Genomic DNA, 20864 nt, shown 5'->3' on the forward strand with positions numbered 1-20864 from the left:
GGACTAGCGGTCCAGCGTCGCTGACGCGCCGTGGTGGGAGAAAGTATGCGGTTGCCTCGCCCCGGGCTCTGGCCGAGGATGAGGTTTTGGGCAGATCATGGAGGTGTCTGCCGCGGTGGACGCCGGTCCGTCTATGGTGCTGTGGTTGAGCCTGTGGACTAGCGTGGCGCGGAGGGCTTCCACGGGAACCGTGGATTGTTGCCTTTGGAGCACGAGTGTTAGATTCCTCTGTTTTCCCTGTCCTCCCCTCGGCAGACGCCACCAAGGTCGAGTCGGGGTGTCAGGAGGAACAGTCATGGATATCGTGCACGAGCGGGCTGCCGGTTTGGACATTTCCAAACGCGACGCGAAGGTCTGTCTCCGGTTGCCCGGGCAGCGGGCCGGAACGTACACCTCCACGGTCACAACGTGGGGCGCAACCACAGGCCAGATCCTCGCCCTGCGGGACTTCCTGGAGGGCGAGCACGTCACCACGGTCGTCATGGAAGCCACGAGCGATTACTGGAAGCCCTTCTTCTATCTCCTCGAAGAAACGCTGCCGGTGATGCTGGTCAACGCCAAGGCCGCAAGGAACATCCCGGGCCGCAAAACCGATGTCTCTGACGCGGCCTGGCTCGCTCAGTTGGGCGCACACGGGCTGCTTCGGGCCTCGTTCGTTCCGCCCGAGCCAATCCGGGAACTGCGGGACCTGACCAGGGCCCGGGCCATTGCCATCCGTGACCGGACCCGCGAGATCCAGCGCCTGGAGAAGTTCCTCGAAGGCTCCGGAATCAAGCTCTCCTCCGTGGTCTCGGACCTCACCGGTGTTTCATCCCGGGCGATGCTCGAGGCCCTCGTCAGCGGTGAACGCGACCCCGAGGTCCTCGCCGGCCTCGCCAAAGGCACCCTCCGCTCAAGAGTCCCCGAGCTCGTGGAGGCCCTCACCGGCCGCTTCAAGGCCCACCACGCGTTCATGGCCCGGCTGCATCTGGACCAGATCGATGCCCAGTCCCGCATCATCGACGCGCTCACCGGACGGATCGAGGAAGCGATGGAGCCCTTTCGTGCCGCCAGGGAGTTCCTGGCCACCATCCCCGGAGTCTCACTCAAAGTCGCCGACGTGATCATCGCCGAAACCGGCGCGGACATGTCCCGATTCGAAACACCAGGCCGGCTCGCTTCCTGGACGGGCGTCTGTCCCGGCGCCAACGAATCCGCCGGACGGATCAAGTCAGCCCACATCCTGCCCGGCAACAAATACCTCAAAGGCGCCCTGGGTATCGCAGCCCTGTCCGCTTCCCGGAGCAAGAACACCTACCTGGCCGCAAAATACTGGCGCATCGCCGCCCGCCGCGGACCCATGAAAGCCACCGTGGCCCTAGAACACTCCATCCTCACCGCTGTCTGGCACATGCTCGCCGACGGCGAATGCTACGCCGATCCCGGCGCCGACCACTTCACCCGCCTGGACCCGATCAAAGCCAAGAACAACGCCATCAAGAAGCTCAACAGCCTCGGCTTCAGTGTCACCATCACCCCGGCCACCGCAGCCTGATAGCATGGGACATTGAAGACCTCCTTGTGGTTCGGACTCTAGACAAGCCCCACTCCACTTGGAGGTCTTCTTTTTGTCACCTAACCACGCCGCATGTTCCTAACGTCCGTGGTCAATACACCTAGCGGCCCAACATGGGTCGATATACGCGCCGGCGGACAGTTTGAAGGACACCCCAACCTGACGACCATTAGTCGTGACTCGTCGAACAATTCGACCCATCTCTCCAAAACCAGGCTGGATACTGAGACGGCTGCGGCCCCGGGACAAATTCTCATTGCTTACCCCGCGGCTACTGGAGAGTGCTACTTCAACGGCTTCCGATTCCCAACCGTGGATACTTCGAGTTGATCCCAGACATGGACCCCTGAAAAGTCATCTCGGCAGGAACCAACCGCTAGAACCCGCCCTGTAGGGATGAGGCGGGCTTTTCGGCTTCTGATCCGCTGCATACCTCACAGCAGCGGAGGCGCTCATAGGTAGGCCGCCGGGCCGGAGGGGTTGATGCCATAGGTTCTCCTTGCTGTTTCGGCAAAGAGGTTCCTGCGTTCGTCATCCGTCATGGCGGCGGTGACGTCGTCGAAGGCAGCGTAAAGCGCGGTGAAGCTGGAGTAGAGGCTGTCCACGGGGAAGTTGCTTCCGAACATTGTGCGGGACGGGCCGAAGGCCTCGATGGTTTCCAGGATGACCGGCCGGATGGACGCTGTCGTCCAGGAGTGGTCGTTTGTTCCAAGTGCGGAGATCTTGGTGACTACGTTTGGCTGCTTTGCCAGCCTATCCATGCCGGAGCGCCAGTCTCGGAGGGAAGCCGGATCGCGGTGAATGGGCATCGCTGCATGGTCCAGGATGATGGTTGTGTCCGGATGGTTGGCAGCCAGTTGCGCGGCCTGGGCCAGTTGGTCTGGGAAGACCTGCAGGTCGAATGACAGGCCTACGGAAGAGAGCCGTGAAAATCCCTTCAGCCAGCGGGGGTCCGTGATCAGGTCCGGGCGGGATGTATGGGTGTAATGGGGGTCGGGGTGCCAGTTGAGGATGTCCCGTATTCCCCGTACCGATGGGATGGCGGCAAGACGTTCAAGTCTGGGCAGCACGTCCGGATCGGCAAGGGAAGCTTTGGCCACCTGGACCGAGGGCAAGCCGCAACTGTCATGCACATCCTGGATCCACTCCGCTTCCCACAGCGGGTCTGCTGCGCCGTTTTCGACATGGACGGAACCGGCCAACTTCAGTTCCTGGGCGTCAGCCCGGTAATCCTCAATGAAGTAGCTGCGCCTCAGCGGGCGGTCGTCCCCGTGGTAGCGAAACGGTTCGGCCGGACCCTGAAGCCAGGGGTAGGAGCGGGAAAAGTCACACAGGTGATGATGGGCGTCGATAATCCCGAAATCCAGCACAGGCTACCTCCTGCTGGCCTCTCGGCCGCTTATATGGGACCAGCGAGCCGGTAACGGCGGCAGCACTGTCCGGCTGCCGCCGTTACCGGCTCTGGTCGCGTATGGATAAGTGTCTTCCTTGGTCCGGTCACGGCCGGCACTGGGTCATGCTGTCGCTTCCTTCTGCGGTTCCGGCTTTTTCTTCTTCAACAGCGGCCAGCCCTTGCTGCCCTGGTCCAGGGCAACGGCAATGACGACGACGAGCCCGGTGACGATCTGTTCGTAGAAGCTGGGGACGTTGAGCAGCACCAATCCGTTAGTGAGCGCCCCCAGGATCAGGGCACCCACCAAGGTACCGGCGATGCGTCCTTCGCCGCCCATGAGGTTGGCTCCGCCAATCACGGCAGAGGCGATCGCTGTCAGCAGGTACGGGCTTCCGGCATCGGTTTGGGCTGCATTGATGCGGGCCACAATGACCAGTCCACCAACTCCGGCAAGCACGCCGGAGAGTGCGTAAACGGCGATCTTAACCCGGTCGACGCGGACGCCGGAAAGCCAAGCCGTTTCTTCACTGCCGCCAGTAGCGATGACGTTCTGCCCAAAGACTGTCCTGCGCAGCAGCAGCCAGCACAGGATGGCGAGGACCGCCACGAGGATGACCGCCACGGGGATGCCACCGACGTAGCTGTTGAGCATAAAGACAAAGTCTTTGGGCACGTTGTAGACCGGGCGCCCGTTCGTGACCACGTAGGCGAAGCCCTGATAGATACTCATGGTGCCGAGCGTGGCGATGAACGGCGGCAGCTTGAGTTTGGTGATGAGCAGCCCGTTAACGGCTCCGCAGGCCAGGCCCAGGGCAATGCCTGCGAGCAGCGCGAGGAAGGGGGAGGTACCCGCATTAACCATGAGGGAAGCAGTTACGATCCCTACGAAACTCGCGATCGAGCCGACGGCGAGGTCGATACCGCCTGTGATGATGACGAACGTGATCCCAAGCCCGATGATGGCGTTGACGCTGGCTGAGACGGCGATGTCCCGAAGGTTGCCTGAAGTGAGGAAGTTGGGGTTCAGCAGTCCGAAGATCAGGAAGATAACAACTGCCGCGATGTAAATTCCTAGCGCCTGAAGGTTCAGTACCGGCCGGGTGCGTGACTTTTTGATCGCTGTAGCGTACGGCCGTCGGTCTATCGCGTTCTTTCCGCGGTCTTCGGCCTGGTCTTTCCTTGGCAGGGTTGGCTGGCTCATGTCGTTGTTCTTTCTGCGATGCCCATGGCGTTGGCCACGAGGCTGTGTTCGTTGATGTCGTCTCCGGTGTGCTCGGAAACGAACTGACCCTGGCGCATCACTTTGACCCGGTCGCTAAGGGAAATAATCTCGGGCAGGTCCGAGGAGACCACAATTACTGCGCTTCCGGCTTTGGCCAGCGCATCGATGAGTTCATAGATTTCGACCTTGCCGCCGACATCTACACCCTTTGTGGGTTCATCGAAGAGAAAGACCTTGGTGTTGCGCCAGGTCCATTTGGCGATGACTATTTTTTGTTGGTTGCCGCCGGAGAACTGACGGGCGTTGAGGCGCACATTCGCGGGCCGGAGTGACATTCGCGCGGCGGCCTCTTCGGCGGCGGCGATTTGCTTCCGCACGCTGATGATGGGCCCGAAGCCGTTGAACTGCCTGTCGGCGGTAAGGGCGACGTTGAAGTAGGCAGGAACCTGCAGGACCAGGCCCTGGTGCTTGCGTTCTTCGGGGATGAACGCGATGCCGGCGTTTCTGCTGTCCCGCGGGGAACGGATCCTGCGTTTTTTCCCGGCTACGCTGACAGTGCCGGTGCTGCCCTTGTCCGCCCGGATGATGGCCCGCAGGAACTCGGTACGGCCCGATCCGACCAGGCCGGCGATCCCCAACACTTCGCCGGCCCGGACGTCCACGGAAAGAGGACCGCCACCAGTGGGGTGGCTGACCCCCGAGGCGGAAAACAGGACCGGAGCCCCTGGCGGAACAGGGTGCTGCCGTTTGAATGACAGCAGCTCCCGGCCAACCATGTTCCGTACTATGTCCTGTTCCGAGGTCTGGGCGATGGGCTGCGTGTAATTGACGGTGCCGTCACGCAGAACTACCACCTTGTCGGAGACGCTCATGACCTCGGGCATCTTGTGAGAGACGTAGATGATGCCTACCCCGCGGGTGTGTGCGATTTCCCGCACCCGGTTCAGGACGCCTTCGACGTTGTGTTCCAGCATGCTGGTGGTGGGCTCGTCGAGGGCTACGATCTTGGCACCGAACGCCAGCGCCCTCGCAATGGTCAGGGCGTGCCTTTGGGCGGGGCTGAGCCCCCGTACGGAGGCTTTGGCTTTGAGCGGGAACCCCATCTGGGCGACGTCCGCCAGCGCCTGGTCGATGTCCTTGCCGGCGTCCCGGCGCTGGCGTGATGTGCGCCCCAGCACAAGATTTTGCTCTACGGACAGTTGCGGAACGATGGCCGGTTCCTGATGCGCAATCCTCACCCCGTCAGCCAGTGCCTGGCGGGGTGAAAAGTGCTGGCGAACGTTGCCCTCGATGATGACAGATCCGTGGTCCGGGACGAGGGAACCGCCGAGAATGGCGAGCAGTGTGCTCTTGCCCGCCCCGTTTTCGCCGGCCAGTGTGCATATCTCTCCGCGTTCCAACGTGAAGCTGACGTCATTCAGAGCGCGGACTCCGGGGAATGACTTCGCGATGTTCTGCAGTTCCAGCAGCGGTGTAACCATGATGGGTGTCGTTTCTGCCTTACGGCATTCCGGTCGGGTATTCCCCGACGTTCTCAGAATCGATAATGAAGGCCGGAACGTCGATCCATCCGGGAACCTCTTTGCCGTCCATCAGCCAAAGCGCTGCGTTCACGCCGCTGGCGCCTTCGGTCACGGGCTGCTCGCTGACCGTGGCGGTCATGTTGCCGGCCTGGATTTCCTTCTTGGCCTGCGGGATGCCGTCCGTGCCCACCAGCACAACCTTGCCGGTGAGGTTCTTGGCAGCGATGGCAGCCGCTACTCCAAACGCCATGCCGTCATTCTGTGAGTAGAACGCCTTGATGTCGGGGTTGGCCGTCAGCATGGCGGTGGCAATTTCCTGCGCCCGGGTCTGATCCCACTTCGCTGTCTGGGACGCAACCAGCTCCAGGTTCGCATGTTTGGCCAGGCCATTTTTGAACCCTTCGCCGCGGTTAAGTGCGTTGGACGATCCCGGGTCGCCTTCGATCATGGCCACCTTGCCGCCCTCGGGAAGCTTGGAGGCGATGTAATCGGCAGCTGTTTCGCCGATCGTCAGCGCGTCGGGACCGACGTAGACACTTCCGGGGATGTTGCCCTTGGCATCGTTCAGGACGACCACAGGCACATTTTGCGCCAGGGCGTCAGAGAAGACCGTGTCCAGGCCCGTCGCGGAAATCGGCGAGGCAAGCAGGGCGGTGCAGCCCTGGTTCGCGGCGCTCTTTGCCTTGTCCAGCTGTTCGGTGATGGAAGATTCGTCGGTCACGTCGAAAGTTTGGTAATTAACTCCAAGCCTCTTAGCTTCTGCTTCAAAGCCGTCCCGCTCAAATCCCCAGAACTCGTTGGACAGCGTCCGGGTGATGTAGCAAAGCTTCGTGTCCGAGGCCGGTGCTGCCGGTTCACCAAGGCTGGCCTTTACATCCGTAATGGGTGTCTTCGCCGAAGCGTCAACGAGGCTTACCAGATCACCGCCGGACTCTGAGGACTGGCCTGCCGGCCCGTCAGGTGTAGCACTGCATGCAGCGAGCAACGCGGCTGCCGCCGTGGCGGCGAACAGCTGTGTAACAGCGCGAGGAAGTTTAGTCATTGTGATAATTCCTTTCATCATTGGAAGGCCCGCAACATGCGGCACTCTTGCTAAATTTTGTTCGTACCGATGCTTGGGGCACCGCAACGGTTCTTGCTTTGTAGCTGGTCCGGCAGGAGTCTGGTCAGCTAGTGGCCAACGGAAGTGTTGGCCAGGGAAACTCCGACGACGTCCTCGATGTGGCGGACGTCGGCGGTTGTAAGGAAGGACTCAGGCCTGCCGCACACGAGCCGGCCCGCCTCATTGGCCGCCCTGAGACATAACGGGAAGGGATGGCCGTTCGCCATCGCCACAACCATTGTTCCCAGGAAGCTGTCGCCGGCACCGATTGAGTTGACCACCACTGTCGTCTCGACGTCCGCCTGCACGAAGTCATTTCCGTGCAGGGCGGCCACCCCGCCGCCGCCGAGTGTCAGGACGGGCGTCTTGGCGCCGGCTTCGCGCAGAGCAGTCAGAAGCACCAGGACGTCGGTGTTGAGCGGGACATCCAGGACGTGGCAGGCTTCGCGGAGGTTTAGAACGACGACGTCCGCGAGCCGTAGGAGCGACCTTGCCTCTGCACCCACCGGCGAAAGGTTTAGCACTACCGCAGACCCTAGTTCCCGGAAGCGGGTGGCTGCCCTTCTGACGGTGGGAAGCGGTACTTCGAGGTTCAGGACTACGTACGCCGGCGGATCGTGCGCTTCGACGTAGGCGTCGATGTCTGCCGGCGAGAAGTTGCCGTTGGCTCCGGGAATGACGACTGTGTCGTATTCGCCTTGGGGGTCGATTCTGACGTGCCCTACCCCGGTATGGGTCCGCTCATCCCGGATGATGCCTTCGGTGGTGATCCCCCGATCGTGCAGGGTGGCGATGATGAAGTTTCCCAGGTCGTCGGAGCCGACGCGTGCCACGAGGGTGACCGTCGGGTCCACCGCTGCGATGCTCATCGCGGCGTTCAGGCTCTTGCCTCCCGCTGCCATTTCGAAGTTGTCACCCGTCGCATAGCCTGCGGCGCTTACTTCTGCGCCGCGGTATGCAATAAGGTCGGCGTTTACCGACCCGACGACGCAGACACCGGTTGGCCGCACTTAGACACCCACTGCTTTCGACCACAGTACGGATGATGAGTGTAGAGCGTCCCCGCTGGGGAGATCCGGGTAGTCCCGAACCAGCTCGCGGGCCTTCTGGATGATGGTCCCCATCCTCTCGATGTTCATCTCGCATTCGGCAACGGGGTTCTCGCGTACCGGATCGGTGTCAAAGTAGTACGTTCCCTGGTATCCCTCGCGCAGCAGGTAGTACACGAGTTCCAGCGTCTCCGTGAAGTGGATCGACGCTACCACGAGTCCGTCGTCGGCCACCCCGTGGGAATCGTTGAGCTGCAGTCCGAACAGTTTTTGGTCGCGCAGGCACATGGCGGCCGACTGGGACGGGTTCTCCCTGGCCATCAGCAGGTGCCCGAAATCCAGAGTGACGCCGAGGTTGGGGCGGTTGCAGTCCTTGATGAGGTTCATGACGGCGCCCGTGGTGTTGAGAATGGTGCGGCCGCGCGGTTCAGCAGGCTTGTATTCGATGGAGATGCGGATGTCCTGGTCGACGTCAGCGACCGTCTGCAGGCTTTCCACCATCCAGCCCCAAGACTTCATGTAGTCCATCTGCAGAGGGTATTCATACCCGTCATGCGCGGGCCAGAGCAATACATGGTCGGCGCCGAATTCGCGGCAAAGGCTGATGGCTTCCTTGACCATTCCCACGGCTGCTTCCCGTAGCGCGGGGTCAGGATTCGTGAATCCTCCATTCGCAAACTGGGGTGCAGGCCAACGGAGCTGGATGCCGCGCACGTCCAGTTCGGCCTTCTCCAGGGCCGCCTTGATGTCTTCGACTGAATCAGTGCCGAAGTGCTCCGGGTAGTTCAGTTCAAGGGTGGTCAGGCCCTTGACGCTGCCGGCAACGGCGATCAGGTCGATCACCGAATCCTCACCACTGGGGTACTTCTTCCCCTTGCCCAAGGCAAACGAGTTAAGGCGGGTGGAGTACTTAATGTCTGTCATTGCAGTTCGCTTTCGATCGTGAAGGCCACTCGGTCCACATGGACGGCGATCGAAATTCCTGACGGAACTTCGGCTCTGAAGTTGGGCTGGTGTTGGAAGTCTATGAGCGAAATTCCTTGGAAAGGGTGGCAAAATCGATATCGACGCAGAGAATTTTCAGCACTGAATATTCATTCAGGCGCCTTCCTGGCACTGGCTGACAGATATTCGAGTCCCGCTCCGCTCAAGGGAGTAAACCGCCCTGACCGGCAAGCGGTTCCGCGTGATATTCGCGCCTGCATAAATATTCAGACGCCGACCCGAAGGTTACGAAGTATGACGCAGTTCACAGAATCAACGTCCCTGCTGTCGGTCACCACCGAGCAGCTTCGACTCTTCACAAAGATCGCCGTGCTCTACCACGAGGAGGGCCTTTCGCAAGGTGACATCTCCCAGCGACTGAACCTCTCCCAGGCAAGGGTGTCGCGCTACCTCAAGAACGCAGTTGATTTAGGAATTGTGCGAACATCCATCGTCCAGCCGGCGGGAATCTACGTCGGCCTCGAAAAGGCCCTCGAGGAGAAGTACAAGCTCCGGGAGGTGGTGGTAGTGGACGTCATGGACGGCGCTTCACTGGGTATGCGGCTGGGCTCGTCCGCCGCTACCTACCTGGAGACCACGATTGGTGCCGATGACTACGTGGGAATCTCCTCTTGGAGCACGACGTTGCTGCACACAGTTGAAGCCATGCGCTCACGCCCCCGAAAAATCGCGAATGAAGTAATTCAGCTCATCGGCGGCGTTGGCAGCCCTCAAGCCCAGATGCAGGCCAGCCGCCTGGTCTCCCACCTTGCCGAACTCACGTCAGCAAAGCCCTACTACATGGGATGCCCCGGCCTCGTCGCGAACCCACAGATTCGCGAAGCGTTCCTCGGGGACCCGGCAGTGGCCGCATCAGTAGAAGCATGGGAGCGCCTAACAACCCTGCTGGTAGGCATCGGAACATTCCCCGCCTCACCCCTCTGGCAAGCCAGCGGGAACGCCCTAAGCAGTGCAGAAGAAGGAGAACTATTACAGGCGGGGGCTGTTGGCGAGATCTGCTTGCGCTTCTTTGACATCAACGGCGGGCCCATGAAACCCGCCATCGAAGAACGGGTGATATCCATTGATGCCGAGGCCATGATGCAGGTACCCCGCCGCATCGGTGTAGCCGGCGGCATGGGCAAACTGAACGCCATCCGCGGCGCCGTAGCCGGCGGGTGGATCAACGTCCTGATCACTGACGCCGACGTAGCGCGACAGCTCCTCGAACGACCACAGTTGTAAGTTCACCGTCACGAGACCTGCCTGCAGCCGGTAAGTTCAGCGCTTGGCCGTCCTTGCCAGTGATCACGCGACAGCAGGGGACAGTCCACCGCTACCTGCGCAACGCGGGGCGGGGTGCTGCCTGTCCCCTACCGCACGGTTGTACTACTTAGTGGGTGGCATTAGCTTTACGGAATATCCCTTATCGGCCTCTGAGTATGACTGCCAATAGGAGAGAATCACGCATCAAACGCTGGGAAATAGTTGCAGGACCAGCCCCTTCAGAGCGACCAGGTAACCATCGTGAAGGGCCCTCGATGATGATGTTCTTCACGCACCTGCGTAATGGGCGTTGGCTTCGACTGCGGCGTTCAGTTCCTCAAGGGTGGGTGGATTTGCTCCCGGGCGCTGCACTGTGATGGCCGCGGCTGCAGCTGCGATGTGTCCAAGCTGCTCCAGGACAGCAGGGGCGAAGCCTTCGGTTCCTCGCGTGAGGAAGCCCAGGATCAGGGCGGACATGTAGGAGTCCCCCGCGCCGATGGTGTCTGCAACCGTGGTTTTCACGGCAGGGATGCTGATGTTGGCGGCGGCGGAGGTGAATTGTGAGCCTTCGGCGCCTTTGGTAATAACGGCCAAACGGGTACCCAGTCCGAGGATGTGTGCCCCGGTTTCTTCCAGGCTTTTTCTGGGATACAGCCACTGGGCGTCCTCGTCACTGAGTTTAACGACGTCGGTTAGTGCCACGAGCTCCTCGAAAATGGCTTTGGCTTCCCTATGGCTGCCTAGCAGGGCCGGCCGGATGTTGGGGTCATAGGTGATCATGCAGTGTCTATGGGCCTGTTCCAGCAAGGACTTCACGGCACTGGCGCCCGGGCTAAGGAAAGTGGCGATGGATCCGGTGTGCAGAATTTTCGGGAAGTAGGCGGGGACTGTCGGGGCCAGGTCCCACATGATGTCGAAGTCATACGTGGCGGAGCCGTCCGGGGCAAGGGTTGCTGTTGCCGAGGCCGTCCGGGTGAGGGATTTGGAGCCGGGCAGAAGAACGACGCCTGCGCTGTGTAGATGGTTTTCGATGGCGGTCCCGCGGGCGTCCGGGGCGATGGCCGTGAGCAGACCTGTGGCTACGCCGAGGCGGCCAAGTCCGTAGGCGACGTTGGCCGGCGAACCGCCCGGGTGTTCCACTCGGCCGTGTGGCGTTGTGACCACGTCGATCAGCGCTTCGCCTACGACTGTGACGTCAAGCGTCCGGTGAGCGTCGTGCCGGGCTGTTGTGAGGTAATCCATGGTCTGTCTCTCGTGCGAAGCTGATGATGTGAGTGCTGTTCAAGCCACGTCAGTCCGCGTACCGGTGTCCCGGTTCCGCGGACTGACGTAGGGGCAAGCAGTTGTTCAGGCGGTGGCTGCACCGGTCATGATGGCAACCGCATCGGTCATGTTGTGGGATTGCGGTGTGATGGTGGCCGCGCATTTGCCGAGGCGCTGGATGTGGATCCTGTCTGCCACGTCGAACACGTGGGGCATGTTGTGGCTGATCAGGATGACCGGCAGGCCGCGGTCCCGGAGGTCCCGGACCAGCTGCAGGACCTGGTTGGATTCGCGCACGCCCAGCGCCGCCGTCGGCTCATCCAGCACGACGACCTTTGAACCGAAAGCGGCGGCGCGGGCAACGGCGACAGCCTGGCGCTGGCCGCCGGACAGGTTCTCCACGGGGACAGTGACGTCCTGGAGTGTGGAGATACCGAGGCGGGTCAGCTCGTCCTTGGCTTTGCGGCGCATCCCCTTGGTGTCCAGGACGCGGAAGAGTTTGCCCAGCGGACCCGGGACCCGCTCTTCGCGCCCGAGGAACAGGTTTGAAGCGACATCGAGTGCCGGCGATACCGCCAGGTTCTGGTACACCGTTTCGATGCCGTGGGCGCGGGCGTCCTGGGGCCGTTTGAAATGCACCGGTTTGCCTGACACAAAGAGCTCGCCGGAATCCGGGACTTCTGCTCCGGTGAGGCATTTGATCAGGGTTGATTTGCCTGCGCCGTTGTCGCCGATGATCGCCAGTACTTCGCCCGGGTACAGGTCAAGGCTGACGCCGTCCAGGCCAACGACGCGGCCGAAGGTCTTGACGAGGTTCCTGGCCTTCAGGATGGGCTCGCGGGTCACGGTGTGCGGTGCTGCTGATTCTGTCATGGTCATGACTTGACCTTTCGGATCCACTGGTCGATGGACACAGCGAGGATTATCAGGACGCCCACTGCGAGGGTCTGGTACAAAACGTCCAGGCCTGCGAGGGAGAGCCCGTTGCGGAAGACGCCGACGATCAGGGCGCCGAGGAGTGTTCCCCAGACGGAGCCGCGGCCGCCGAAGAGGCTGGTGCCGCCGATGACGACGGCGGTGATGGAGTCCAGGTTCAGGTCTACACCGGCGTTGGGGCTGGCTGCGTTGGTGCGGCCGATCTGGATCCAGGCGCCGACGGCCAGGACGGCGCCTGCGGCGAGGTAGACGCTCATGAGGACTTTGTTCACGGCGATGCCGGCCAGGCGGGCGGCTTCCTTGTCATCGCCCACGGCGTAGACGTGCCTGCCCCACGCGGTTTTGCCCAGGATGAATGCGATGGCGACGTAGAGCAGGAGCATAACGACGACGCCTGTGGAAATGCGCACCGGGCCTACAGGGAAGGTGCTGCCGGTCCAGGTCAGCAGGTCCGGCATGGCAGAGCCGCGAACGGTCGCTCCATTGGAGTAGAGCAGTGTCAGGGCGATGAAGATGTTCAGCGTGCCCAGGGTAACGATGAAGGGTGGGAGCCGGAACCTGGTGACCAGGAATCCGTTCAGGGCTCCGGTCGCGAGTCCAACCACCAGGCCCGCGAGCAGGGCAACAGGTGCCGGCAGTCCGTTGTTGACGGCGAGCTGGGCCACCACCATGGAGGAGAGGATCATGACGGCGCCGACGGACAGGTCGATCCCGGCCGTGAGGATGATGAGTGTCTGGGCGATGGCCAGGGTGCCGACGACGGAGACCTGCTGGGTAATCAGCGAGAGGTTTTCGACCCGCAGGAACCTGTCATTGAGGAGGCCGAACACGACCACCGCGATTAGCAGGACGAGGGCGGGGCTGACGGCAGGGTAGCGGTGGAGGATGTTGCGTATGCGGCTGAGCGGGGTCTGGCGGTCAAGGAATTCCTCCGCCAGGTCGGCATGCCCGGCGCTGGGCGGGCCGGCGGTCTGTTGCTGGGTCACGGTTGGTCCTGATCTTTGGTGATGGTTGCTGGCGCGTAGCTAATGCGGGAGTTGTGCTCCGGGGAGGCCACGGCGGCGCGGCCTCCCCGGCGCATGACGGGGGGTTACTTACCCCAGCAGATCTCGGAAGCTTCGGTAGTGGTGATGCTCTTGATGCCGTCTGCAGGCTTGTCAGTGACGAGTTCCACACCGGTGTTGTAGAAGTCCAGGCCCGGTGAGTTGGCCGGCTTTTCACCGGTCTTGGCCAGATCCACAATTGCCTTGACACCGAGTTCTGCCATCTTCACCGGGTACTGCTGTGCCGTGGCGCCGATGACGCCGGACTTGACGTTGTTCACGCCGGTGCAGCCGCCGTCGATCGAAACGACCAGCACATCCTTGTCCTTGCCGGCTGACTTCAACGCCTCGAAGGCTCCCGCAGCCGCAGGCTCATTGATCGTGTAGATCACGTTGATGTCGGGATTGCTCGACAGGAGGGTCTCCATGGCTGTCCGGCCGCCGTCCTCATTCCCCTGCGAGGCCTGGTTGCCGACAATTTCGTAGTCGCCGCCCTTGCCGCCGGTGTACTTTCCGGTTTTGGCCTCATCGCCGTTCTTCTTCTTGTCCGCAGTGTCGATGCCCAGGCCGGTCAGGAAGCCCTGGTCGCGGTTGTAGTCCACGGAGACAATCTTGTCGTCGAAGAGGTCAACGAGGGCGATCGTGGCCTTTTTGCCGTCCAGCTGAGCGGCTGTCCACTTGCCGATCAGCTCGCCGGCGGCGAAGTTGTCGGTGGCGAACGTGATGTCTGCAGCGTCGGCGGGGTCCGGCGGGGTGTCCAAAGCGATAACGAACAGGCCCGCGTCCTTCGCCTTCTGCAGCGCGTCGACCACAGAGGGCCCGTTGGGCGTGATCAGGATGCCCTTGTCGCCCTTGGAAATGGCGTTTTCGATGGCCTGGATCTGCGTGTCCTCGTCGCCGTCAGCCTTGCCTGCCGCGAGCTTGAGGTCCACACCGCCGGCCTCGGCGGCTTTCTTCGCCCCGTCCTGCATCGAAACAAAGAACGGGTTCGTTGTGGTCTTGACGATCAGGGAGACGCCGACCTTTTCTTCGGACGTGCCTTCGCTGGCACCCGGCGCGGTGGAACTTCCTCCACAAGCGGAAAGGCTGAGTGTTCCTAGGGTGAGGGCTGCTCCTGCCGCAAAGATGCGGGTGGCCGTTGAAAGGTGGGACTTGGAACTCAACATTGAATCTCCTGGTGTTTGAGGCCTGAACGGCCTCGACAACGATGTCATAGACGAGGTAAGCAGGATCACACGCTAGAGTCAATAGGAAAAGAATGAGAAGGAGCGACTTTCTTGACAACGATGTCCGATCGTTACCAGCCACCTCTATCCCCGACGCGGCCCACGATGCGCCACGTGGCGGCACTCGCGGGTGTCGGGATCAAGACCGTGTCGCGGGTGATCAACGATGAGGCCGGGGTATCCGCGGCCACTCGCCAAAAGGTGCTCGATGCCATCGCGCAGCTCAACTACCAGCTGGACGTCACGGCCGGCAGCCTCCGCCGGGCGGGCAGAAGGACCCTCTCCGTCGGTCTCCTGCTGCCCAGCGTGTCCAACCCATTCAGCGGCGAAATACACCGGGCCATGGAGGATGCGCTTGGCGCCCGGGGAATAGCCGTTTTCGCCGCCAGCCTCGACGACGACCCCAAACGGGAGCAGGCCATCATCGCAGCTTTCCTGGGCAGGCGGGTGGACGGTCTTGTCCTGACGCCGATCGCAAAAAACCAGGCCTATATGATCCCGGAGCACTCCAGAAACCTGCCAATGGTCTTTATTGACCGGGAGCCGGTAGGGGTTGAGGCTGATGCTGTGGTCACTGACAACGCAGTGGGCGCCGGCAAAGCGGCCGCACATCTGCTGGCGCACGGACACACCAAATTGGCCTACCTGGGCGACCGCACAGACATTCAAACCGCGCGGGAGCGCCGGCGGGGCTTCCTCGAGGAGATCGGCAAGGCAGGAATTCCCACCTCCGCGCTGCCCGTCGTCGACAATCTTCATGATGAGGAAGCAGCGAGGCGGGCAGCCCTTGAACTCTTAAGTTCCGAGGATCCGCCCACGGCAATCTTCTCCAGCCAGAACCTCGTCACCTTCGGCACAATGCGTGCCCTGAAGGAGTTGGGCGCGCACAAGCGTGTGGCGCTGGTCGGGTTTGACGACTTCACGCTTGCCGACATGATGGAGCCAGGAGTCACCGTCATCGCCCAACACCCGGAGCGGATCGGCATCAAGTCGGCCGAACGGCTTCTGGCCAGGATCGATGGCGACGATCAACCTCCGCGGACCTACATTGTCCCCTCCGAGCTCATCCAAAGAGGCTCCGGCGAAATACACCCGCCAGCCTAACCCGCACCTCAAAAGAACTGCGCCTCTGCAAAACCAATCTGAAGAGAGAGATCATGACCAAGACCTTGTATGCCGAATTCACCGTCAAAGCCGGCAGTGAGGCCCGCGTTGCCGAAATGATGGTCGAATTGACCCACCACGTCCGGAAGGAACCAGGCAACGAACTGTTTCTCCCCTACACGCGGGAAGAGAATCCCCGGGAATACTTCGTCTTTGAGGTCTACCGGGACGAAGCCGCGTTCCAGGAGCACATCACCGCTGACTACGGAGCCAGGTTCAACGAGGAACTGGCCCGCCATATCGAAGGTGACGCCTCGGAGCTGACCTGGCTCAACCCGGTCCTATAGCTCAACAGCGGCCTTAGGATAGCCGCGCCCCAGGGTTTTCCCTCGAGGGCCGCCCATTCGTACCCCTCAGCCCCCGTCCTGCGGACGCGGGGCCGGTCGTCGTTCCACTGCACATCCCGGGCCGCCAGTGTCAAAAAATTGGGCACAACATGACCGTTGACTTGTCCGATAGACATCTTTTAGAGTCCAACGCACCGACTGACAACGTTGTCTAATGCTCTAGACACGCGCAATGAAGGGCGACACAAGCAACATGAAACAATTCACAATGCGGAGCACGCGCAGCGTCTCCGCACTGACGCTGGCCGGCCTCTCGCTCGCCGCAGCGCTGGCTGGTTCCATGCCGGCCTCCGCCGCTGAACTTGGCGATGAGCAGTACCGGCCCGCGATCCACTACTCGCCGGAGAAGAACTGGATGAACGACCCCAACGGGCTCGTCTTTTATAAGGGCGTCTACCACATGTACTACCAGTACAACCCCTCCGGTAACACGTGGGGGAACATGTCGTGGGGCCACGCGACGTCCAAGGACCTCGTGACGTGGGAGGAGCAACCGCTGGCCATCTCCACCGATGCACAGGAAGATATTTTCACCGGCAGCGTCGTCGTGGACAAAAACAACACGTCCGGACTCGGCACCGCGGATAACCCCCCGCTGATCGCGATCTATACAAGTGCCTACAAGGAAGCGTCCCCGTACCGCGGCCTGCAGGCCCAGTCCCTGGCCTACAGCCTGGACGACGGCCAGACGTGGACCAAGTACGACGGCAATCCTGTCCTGAACCGGAACTCAGCAAACTTCCGCGACCCGAAGGTCTTCTGGTACGACAACCCGGCAGGCGGGGGCTACTGGGTCATGACTGCCGTGGAATCGCAGGAGCACAAGGTTGTCCTCTACAAGTCCGACAACCTTAAGGACTGGACCGCACTGAGCGACTTTGGCCCCGCCAACGCCACTGGCGGGCAGTGGGAATGCCCTGACCTGTTCCCCTTGGCTGTTGACGGTGACCCGAAAAACGTCAAATGGGTCATGGTTGTCAGCATCAATCCCGGCGGCGTTGCTGGAGGTTCCGCCGTCCAGTACTTCGTGGGCAACTTCGACGGCACCACGTTCACCTCCGAAACCACGGAACCCGCCACTGCGGCACCGGCCGGAACAGTCCTGGCCGGATTCAACGACGGAACCTACAACGGCTGGACGGTGAACAACGAACCGGGCAACTGGAAGAATGGCCCCTTCGGTGACGCCCCGGCGGCCGGTTCCCTGCCTGGTCAGAGTCCCGTGACCGGATTCGGCGGCACAGGCCTGATCAACTCCTTCAACGACGGGGACTGGCCCCTCGGTTCCATGCAGTCACCCACATTCACCGTGACCGACGACTACCTGAACTTCCTCGTGGGCGGAGGCAAGCACCCCCGCGTCTCGGACAAGCTGGACAATAATCCGCCCGAGGGGGAGCTCAAGTTTGACGGCTTCGAGGTTCCCGAAGGAAGTACGCTGGCCAATGCCGGCTGGACCGGCACAGGAGACCTGACCCCCAATTTCCAGCCAGCCACCCGCGGCGGGGACTATTACATTGGCGCCAAACGGATCAACACGTTCGAGTCCGGCACCGTACCCGGTGACGACCGCCAGGGCACCCTGACCTCACCCGAATTCCCCATCACGAAGGATTTCATGAGCATGTTGGTCGGAGGCGGTAACCGCTCAGCGGACTCCGGGCAGACCCTCGCCGTCCAGCTGCTCATCGATGGCAACGTGGTCCGCTCCCTGGCGGGCGACAACGGCGGGTTGCTGAACTGGAAAGGCTGGGACGTCTCCGAATTCGCCGGGCAAAACGCCCAGCTGCGGATCGTTGACCAAGCTACCGGCGGGTGGGGACACCTGACCCTTGACCACGTCATGCTCACTGACACAGCCGCTGTTCCCAGGTCCGATGAAGAAACGGTGAACCTGGTAGTCAACGGACAGGTGGTCCGTACGGCCACCGGCAATGACAGTGAATCCTTGGACTGGGCATCATGGGACGTAAAGGAATTCGTTGGCCAGCAGGCACAGATCAAGGTTGTCGATAACAACAGGTTCGGCTGGGGGCACATCCTCGCGGACGAGTTCACAGCAAGCCCCACACCAGCGACGTCCCGGCTGGAGTCCTATGACTGGCTGGATTACGGCCGGGACTACTACGCCACCGTATCCTTCGCCAACATGCCCGACGACAAGCGGATCATGCTGGGCTGGATGAGCAACTGGGACTATGCCAACAACACCCCAACCAGCCCCTGGCGCAGCGCCATGGCACTCCCCCGCGAAGTAAAACTCACTCAAACCCCTGACGGCCCCCGCCTCACCCAAAGCGCCGTACAGCAAGTCGAAAAATTGGGAGGAAAAGTCACGTACAACGACAAGAAGGGCGGCCCGATTTCAGCAGGCACGCACCCGCTGCCTGCACAGGCGGCAGGCCAGGTGCAGCAGGTGGACATCACCTTCGCCCCCGGTACCGCAACAAAATCCGGCATCACCGTCCTTGGCGACGGACAGTCGTCCACCGTCATCGGCTACGATGCCACGACCGGGAAGATGTTCGTTGACCGCACAAAATCCGGCAACACCGCATTCCACCCGGCCTTCGCTTCCATCGAGGACGCCCCCGTCTCGCTGGACAAGAACGGCAACGTCACCATGCGGATCTACCTCGACCGCTCCTCCGTGGAGGTGTTCGCCCAGAACGGCGTGAGGACCATAACCGACCAGGTATTCCCTAACCCGGGAGCCGACAAGATGGCCCTCTTCGCCGAAGGCGGTACCGCCCAGCTCAAATCACTCACCGTAACACCGCTCGAAAAGGCAATGTTCCTCCCCGAAAAGAAATAACACACCCACGACATGACCAGCTCACCTGCGAGCTGAAGCTGAAGGGACTGAGTTCGGTATCCACCGGGTTCAGTCCCTTCAGCTTTTCCCTTGCGCACGTGTTGCGAGGTGTCGGCAGGAGCAAAATATCTGGACAGAACTTCTCGGCCCAACTGAGTCAACATGAGGGGCATCCAAAGCTGACAGGTTTTGGGGCTAGTCTTGACTTCTTTCTGAGACGAACCTAGAACTCAACCTGACAGGATGAGGATGGGAGGCGACGCCGGTGGTCGGTCAGCGGATCGGGTACGTGCGTGTAAGCACGCTGGACCAGAACGAGAAACGCCAGCTCGAGGGCCAGGTTCTGGACCGGGTCTTCATGGATAAGGCCTCTGGCAGGGACACTTCCAGGCCGGAGCTTACGGAGTTGTTGCGGTTCGCCCGCGACGGCGACACCTTGGTGGTGCACAGCATGGACCGGCTCGCCCGCAATCTGGATGACCTGCGTGCTCTGGTCCAGGGCCTGACCCGTAAAGGCGTGCGGGTGGAGTTCGTCAAAGAGAGCCTGGTCTTCACCGGTGAGGACTCCCCCATGGCTAACCTCATGCTCTCCGTCATGGGAGCCTTCGCCGAATTCGAACGCTCCCTCATCAGGGAACGCCAGAAGGAAGGGATCGCCCTGGCCAAGCAGCGCGGCGCCTACAAGGGGCGAAAAAAGACTCTGACGCCGGAGCGGGCGGCCGAGCTGGTCCAGCGGGCCGGCAGCGGCGCTTCGAAAGTCATCCTTGCCAGCGATTACGGGATCAGCAGGGAGACGGTCTACCAGTATCTGCGCCAAGCCAAACAGGCAGGGAGCCCTCCTCCTGCAGAGTCGCCAGCCATTCTGTAGCTTGACTGCATACGAGGGGAACTCCTGCTGCGCCAGCACTCCGCGCGTATGTTCTCCGCTTTCAAACGGAGAACCATACGGCCCCTGTGCGGTGAATGTGTTAAATTCTATTTATCAGACATCGCCCCCCTCTGAGCCTCGGCTCAAGGGGGCGATTTTCATTGTGCGACAAACGGTGAAGCGTGGAGTAGACGAAGGAATTCAAAGAGCGCAACGAGTTGCTTCAACAACTCGAAGTCCGTGGCCTCAAGATTCCTGACCGCGCTGAGGCACTCAACTCCTGACACGCGTCGGTTACTTCCGCTCCGGCGCGTACCGATACGTCTTCCGGAGACTGCTCCCGGCGGACAGGATCGATGCTCGCCTGCACCAGTACCGGTCAGACGACTACATACCTGGTGCGAGCATCGAGCACGTCATGAAGCTGGAAGCATTCGACTTCAAGTTGGCCCGGGTCTGCCAGGAAGCCTTGCTTGAATTCGAGGTGTGCCTAAGGGCGGCCATCGCCCACACGCTCGCCTCAAGGAACGTCGCAGCTCATGCATCTAAAGAGTATTTGGATGCGCAAACTTGCAATAAAGCAGTCGGCGAGCACACAAAGTTTGACGCATGGACGAAGACTTGGCGAGAAGCTGTTTCTTCCGGCGCGGAAACGAAGATTTCCTCAAGCACCATCTGTTAAAGTACCCGGAACAAGATGTGCCCATCTGGGCTGTCACTGAAGTATTGAGCTTCGGAAATCTGCCATTCCTCTACGACCTCATGCAGACCCCGGACGCGCGCTCGCTCGCCCGCATGTTTGGATTCGCTCACCCCAGCCGCTTCGGTGCCGTGCTGCGTATGATGGTGGACTTTCGCAACACGTGCGCTGCGCCCGTATGGTGATTTGAACCTCTGGAAGCCCTAGTTCTGGATCTGGCACCCTGCTGGTCAACCGTAAAAAGCTCGGCACTCCCGCGCTCTTAGGTTGACAGAACCTATATTATCGGCGTTTAAAGCACGGGAGTGGAAGTGGATGCGAGAACTCCCGCCTCCGGAAGAATTCGGCGTTTCCGCAGGTCAGAACCGATCTTACATTCCTTCATGATCAAGGGCGCGTCATCTCGAT

At 61.3% G+C, this 20864-nt stretch carries 18 protein-coding genes and 1 pseudogene; 8 read left to right on the top strand and 11 right to left on the bottom strand.

Annotation, left to right across the window (positions count from 1 at the left end; translation table 11 throughout):
- Nucleotides 1–295 precede the first annotated feature (295 nt).
- A pseudogene (locus M8J71_RS06100) lies at nucleotides 296–1396 on the top strand (IS110 family transposase); the annotation flags it as partial.
- Nucleotides 1397–1410: 14 nt separating this feature from the next.
- Here the strand turns inward: M8J71_RS06100 and M8J71_RS23580 are convergent.
- The 7 genes from M8J71_RS23580 to M8J71_RS06130 all read right to left on the bottom strand — a co-directional run bounded on the left by M8J71_RS23580 (nucleotide 1411) and on the right by M8J71_RS06130 (nucleotide 8768).
- A complete protein-coding gene (locus M8J71_RS23580; RefSeq protein WP_350224076.1) occupies nucleotides 1411–1512 on the bottom strand; it encodes a hypothetical protein in 102 nt (33 codons plus the stop codon).
- 495 nt (nucleotides 1513–2007) lie between these two features.
- A complete protein-coding gene (locus M8J71_RS06105; RefSeq protein WP_256247077.1) occupies nucleotides 2008–2925 on the bottom strand; it encodes an amidohydrolase family protein in 918 nt (305 codons plus the stop codon).
- 144 nt (nucleotides 2926–3069) lie between these two features.
- Complete coding sequence (locus M8J71_RS06110) at nucleotides 3070–4149, bottom strand: ABC transporter permease (RefSeq protein WP_256247078.1); 1080 nt, start codon at nucleotides 4147–4149, stop codon at nucleotides 3070–3072.
- The gene (locus tag M8J71_RS06115; RefSeq protein WP_256247079.1) at nucleotides 4146–5651 is read right to left on the bottom strand and encodes a sugar ABC transporter ATP-binding protein; all 1506 of its coding nucleotides are present in this window, start codon (nucleotides 5649–5651) and stop codon (nucleotides 4146–4148) included. Before M8J71_RS06115 ends, M8J71_RS06110 begins: the two co-directional genes overlap by 4 nt.
- A gap of 19 nt (nucleotides 5652–5670) precedes the next feature.
- On the bottom strand, nucleotides 5671–6735 hold the full coding sequence (locus M8J71_RS06120) for a sugar ABC transporter substrate-binding protein (protein WP_256247080.1): 1065 nt from the start codon (nucleotides 6733–6735) through the stop codon (nucleotides 5671–5673).
- 128 nt (nucleotides 6736–6863) lie between these two features.
- Entirely contained in the window at nucleotides 6864–7805 is a 942-nt protein-coding gene (locus M8J71_RS06125) for a PfkB family carbohydrate kinase (protein WP_256247081.1), read from the bottom strand.
- On the bottom strand, nucleotides 7806–8768 hold the full coding sequence (locus M8J71_RS06130; protein WP_256247082.1) for a sugar phosphate isomerase/epimerase family protein: 963 nt from the start codon (nucleotides 8766–8768) through the stop codon (nucleotides 7806–7808).
- A gap of 315 nt (nucleotides 8769–9083) precedes the next feature.
- On the opposite strand from M8J71_RS06130, the gene M8J71_RS06135 reads away from it, so the two are divergent.
- A complete protein-coding gene (locus M8J71_RS06135; RefSeq protein ID WP_256247083.1) occupies nucleotides 9084–10073 on the top strand; it encodes a sugar-binding transcriptional regulator in 990 nt (329 codons plus the stop codon).
- A 309-nt stretch (nucleotides 10074–10382) separates the two neighbouring features.
- Here the strand turns inward: M8J71_RS06135 and M8J71_RS06140 are convergent, their stop codons facing one another.
- From M8J71_RS06140 to M8J71_RS06155, 4 genes are all read right to left on the bottom strand, one after another.
- Nucleotides 10383–11336 carry a carbohydrate kinase family protein gene (locus M8J71_RS06140; RefSeq protein ID WP_256247084.1) on the bottom strand — a complete coding sequence of 318 codons (954 nt, stop codon included), beginning with the start codon at nucleotides 11334–11336 and terminating at the stop codon, nucleotides 10383–10385.
- Nucleotides 11337–11441: 105 nt separating this feature from the next.
- A complete protein-coding gene (locus M8J71_RS06145) occupies nucleotides 11442–12236 on the bottom strand; it encodes an ATP-binding cassette domain-containing protein (protein WP_256247085.1) in 795 nt (264 codons plus the stop codon).
- Nucleotides 12233–13279 (bottom strand): ABC transporter permease, encoded by a 1047-nt coding sequence (locus tag M8J71_RS06150; protein WP_256247086.1) that lies wholly within the window; start codon nucleotides 13277–13279, stop codon nucleotides 12233–12235. Before M8J71_RS06150 ends, M8J71_RS06145 begins: the two co-directional genes overlap by 4 nt.
- A gap of 104 nt (nucleotides 13280–13383) precedes the next feature.
- Complete coding sequence (locus M8J71_RS06155) at nucleotides 13384–14502, bottom strand: substrate-binding domain-containing protein (protein ID WP_256247087.1); 1119 nt, start codon at nucleotides 14500–14502, stop codon at nucleotides 13384–13386.
- Nucleotides 14503–14667: 165 nt separating this feature from the next.
- On the opposite strand from M8J71_RS06155, the gene M8J71_RS06160 reads away from it, so the two are divergent.
- From M8J71_RS06160 to M8J71_RS06180, 6 genes are all read left to right on the top strand, one after another.
- Nucleotides 14668–15666 carry a LacI family DNA-binding transcriptional regulator gene (locus M8J71_RS06160; protein WP_256247379.1) on the top strand — a complete coding sequence of 333 codons (999 nt, stop codon included), beginning with the start codon at nucleotides 14668–14670 and terminating at the stop codon, nucleotides 15664–15666.
- A gap of 53 nt (nucleotides 15667–15719) precedes the next feature.
- A complete protein-coding gene (locus M8J71_RS06165) occupies nucleotides 15720–16013 on the top strand; it encodes a putative quinol monooxygenase (RefSeq protein WP_256247088.1) in 294 nt (97 codons plus the stop codon).
- A 253-nt stretch (nucleotides 16014–16266) separates the two neighbouring features.
- Nucleotides 16267–18888, top strand: coding sequence for a GH32 C-terminal domain-containing protein (locus M8J71_RS06170; protein WP_256247089.1), 2622 nt, complete (start codon nucleotides 16267–16269; stop codon nucleotides 18886–18888).
- 265 nt (nucleotides 18889–19153) lie between these two features.
- Nucleotides 19154–19756, top strand: coding sequence for a recombinase family protein (locus M8J71_RS06175; RefSeq protein WP_256247090.1), 603 nt, complete (start codon nucleotides 19154–19156; stop codon nucleotides 19754–19756).
- A gap of 334 nt (nucleotides 19757–20090) precedes the next feature.
- On the top strand, nucleotides 20091–20438 hold the full coding sequence (locus M8J71_RS23585; RefSeq protein WP_374114821.1) for an Abi family protein: 348 nt from the start codon (nucleotides 20091–20093) through the stop codon (nucleotides 20436–20438).
- Nucleotides 20366–20641: an Abi family protein gene (locus M8J71_RS06180; protein ID WP_256247091.1), complete on the top strand. Its 276-nt coding sequence runs from the start codon at nucleotides 20366–20368 to the stop codon at nucleotides 20639–20641. Before M8J71_RS23585 ends, M8J71_RS06180 begins: the two co-directional genes overlap by 73 nt.
- Nucleotides 20642–20864: the final 223 nt, after the last annotated feature.

Source organism: Pseudarthrobacter sp. R1 (assembly GCF_024494415.1).
In the GTDB taxonomy this organism is placed as follows: Bacteria; Actinomycetota; Actinomycetes; order Actinomycetales; family Micrococcaceae; genus Arthrobacter.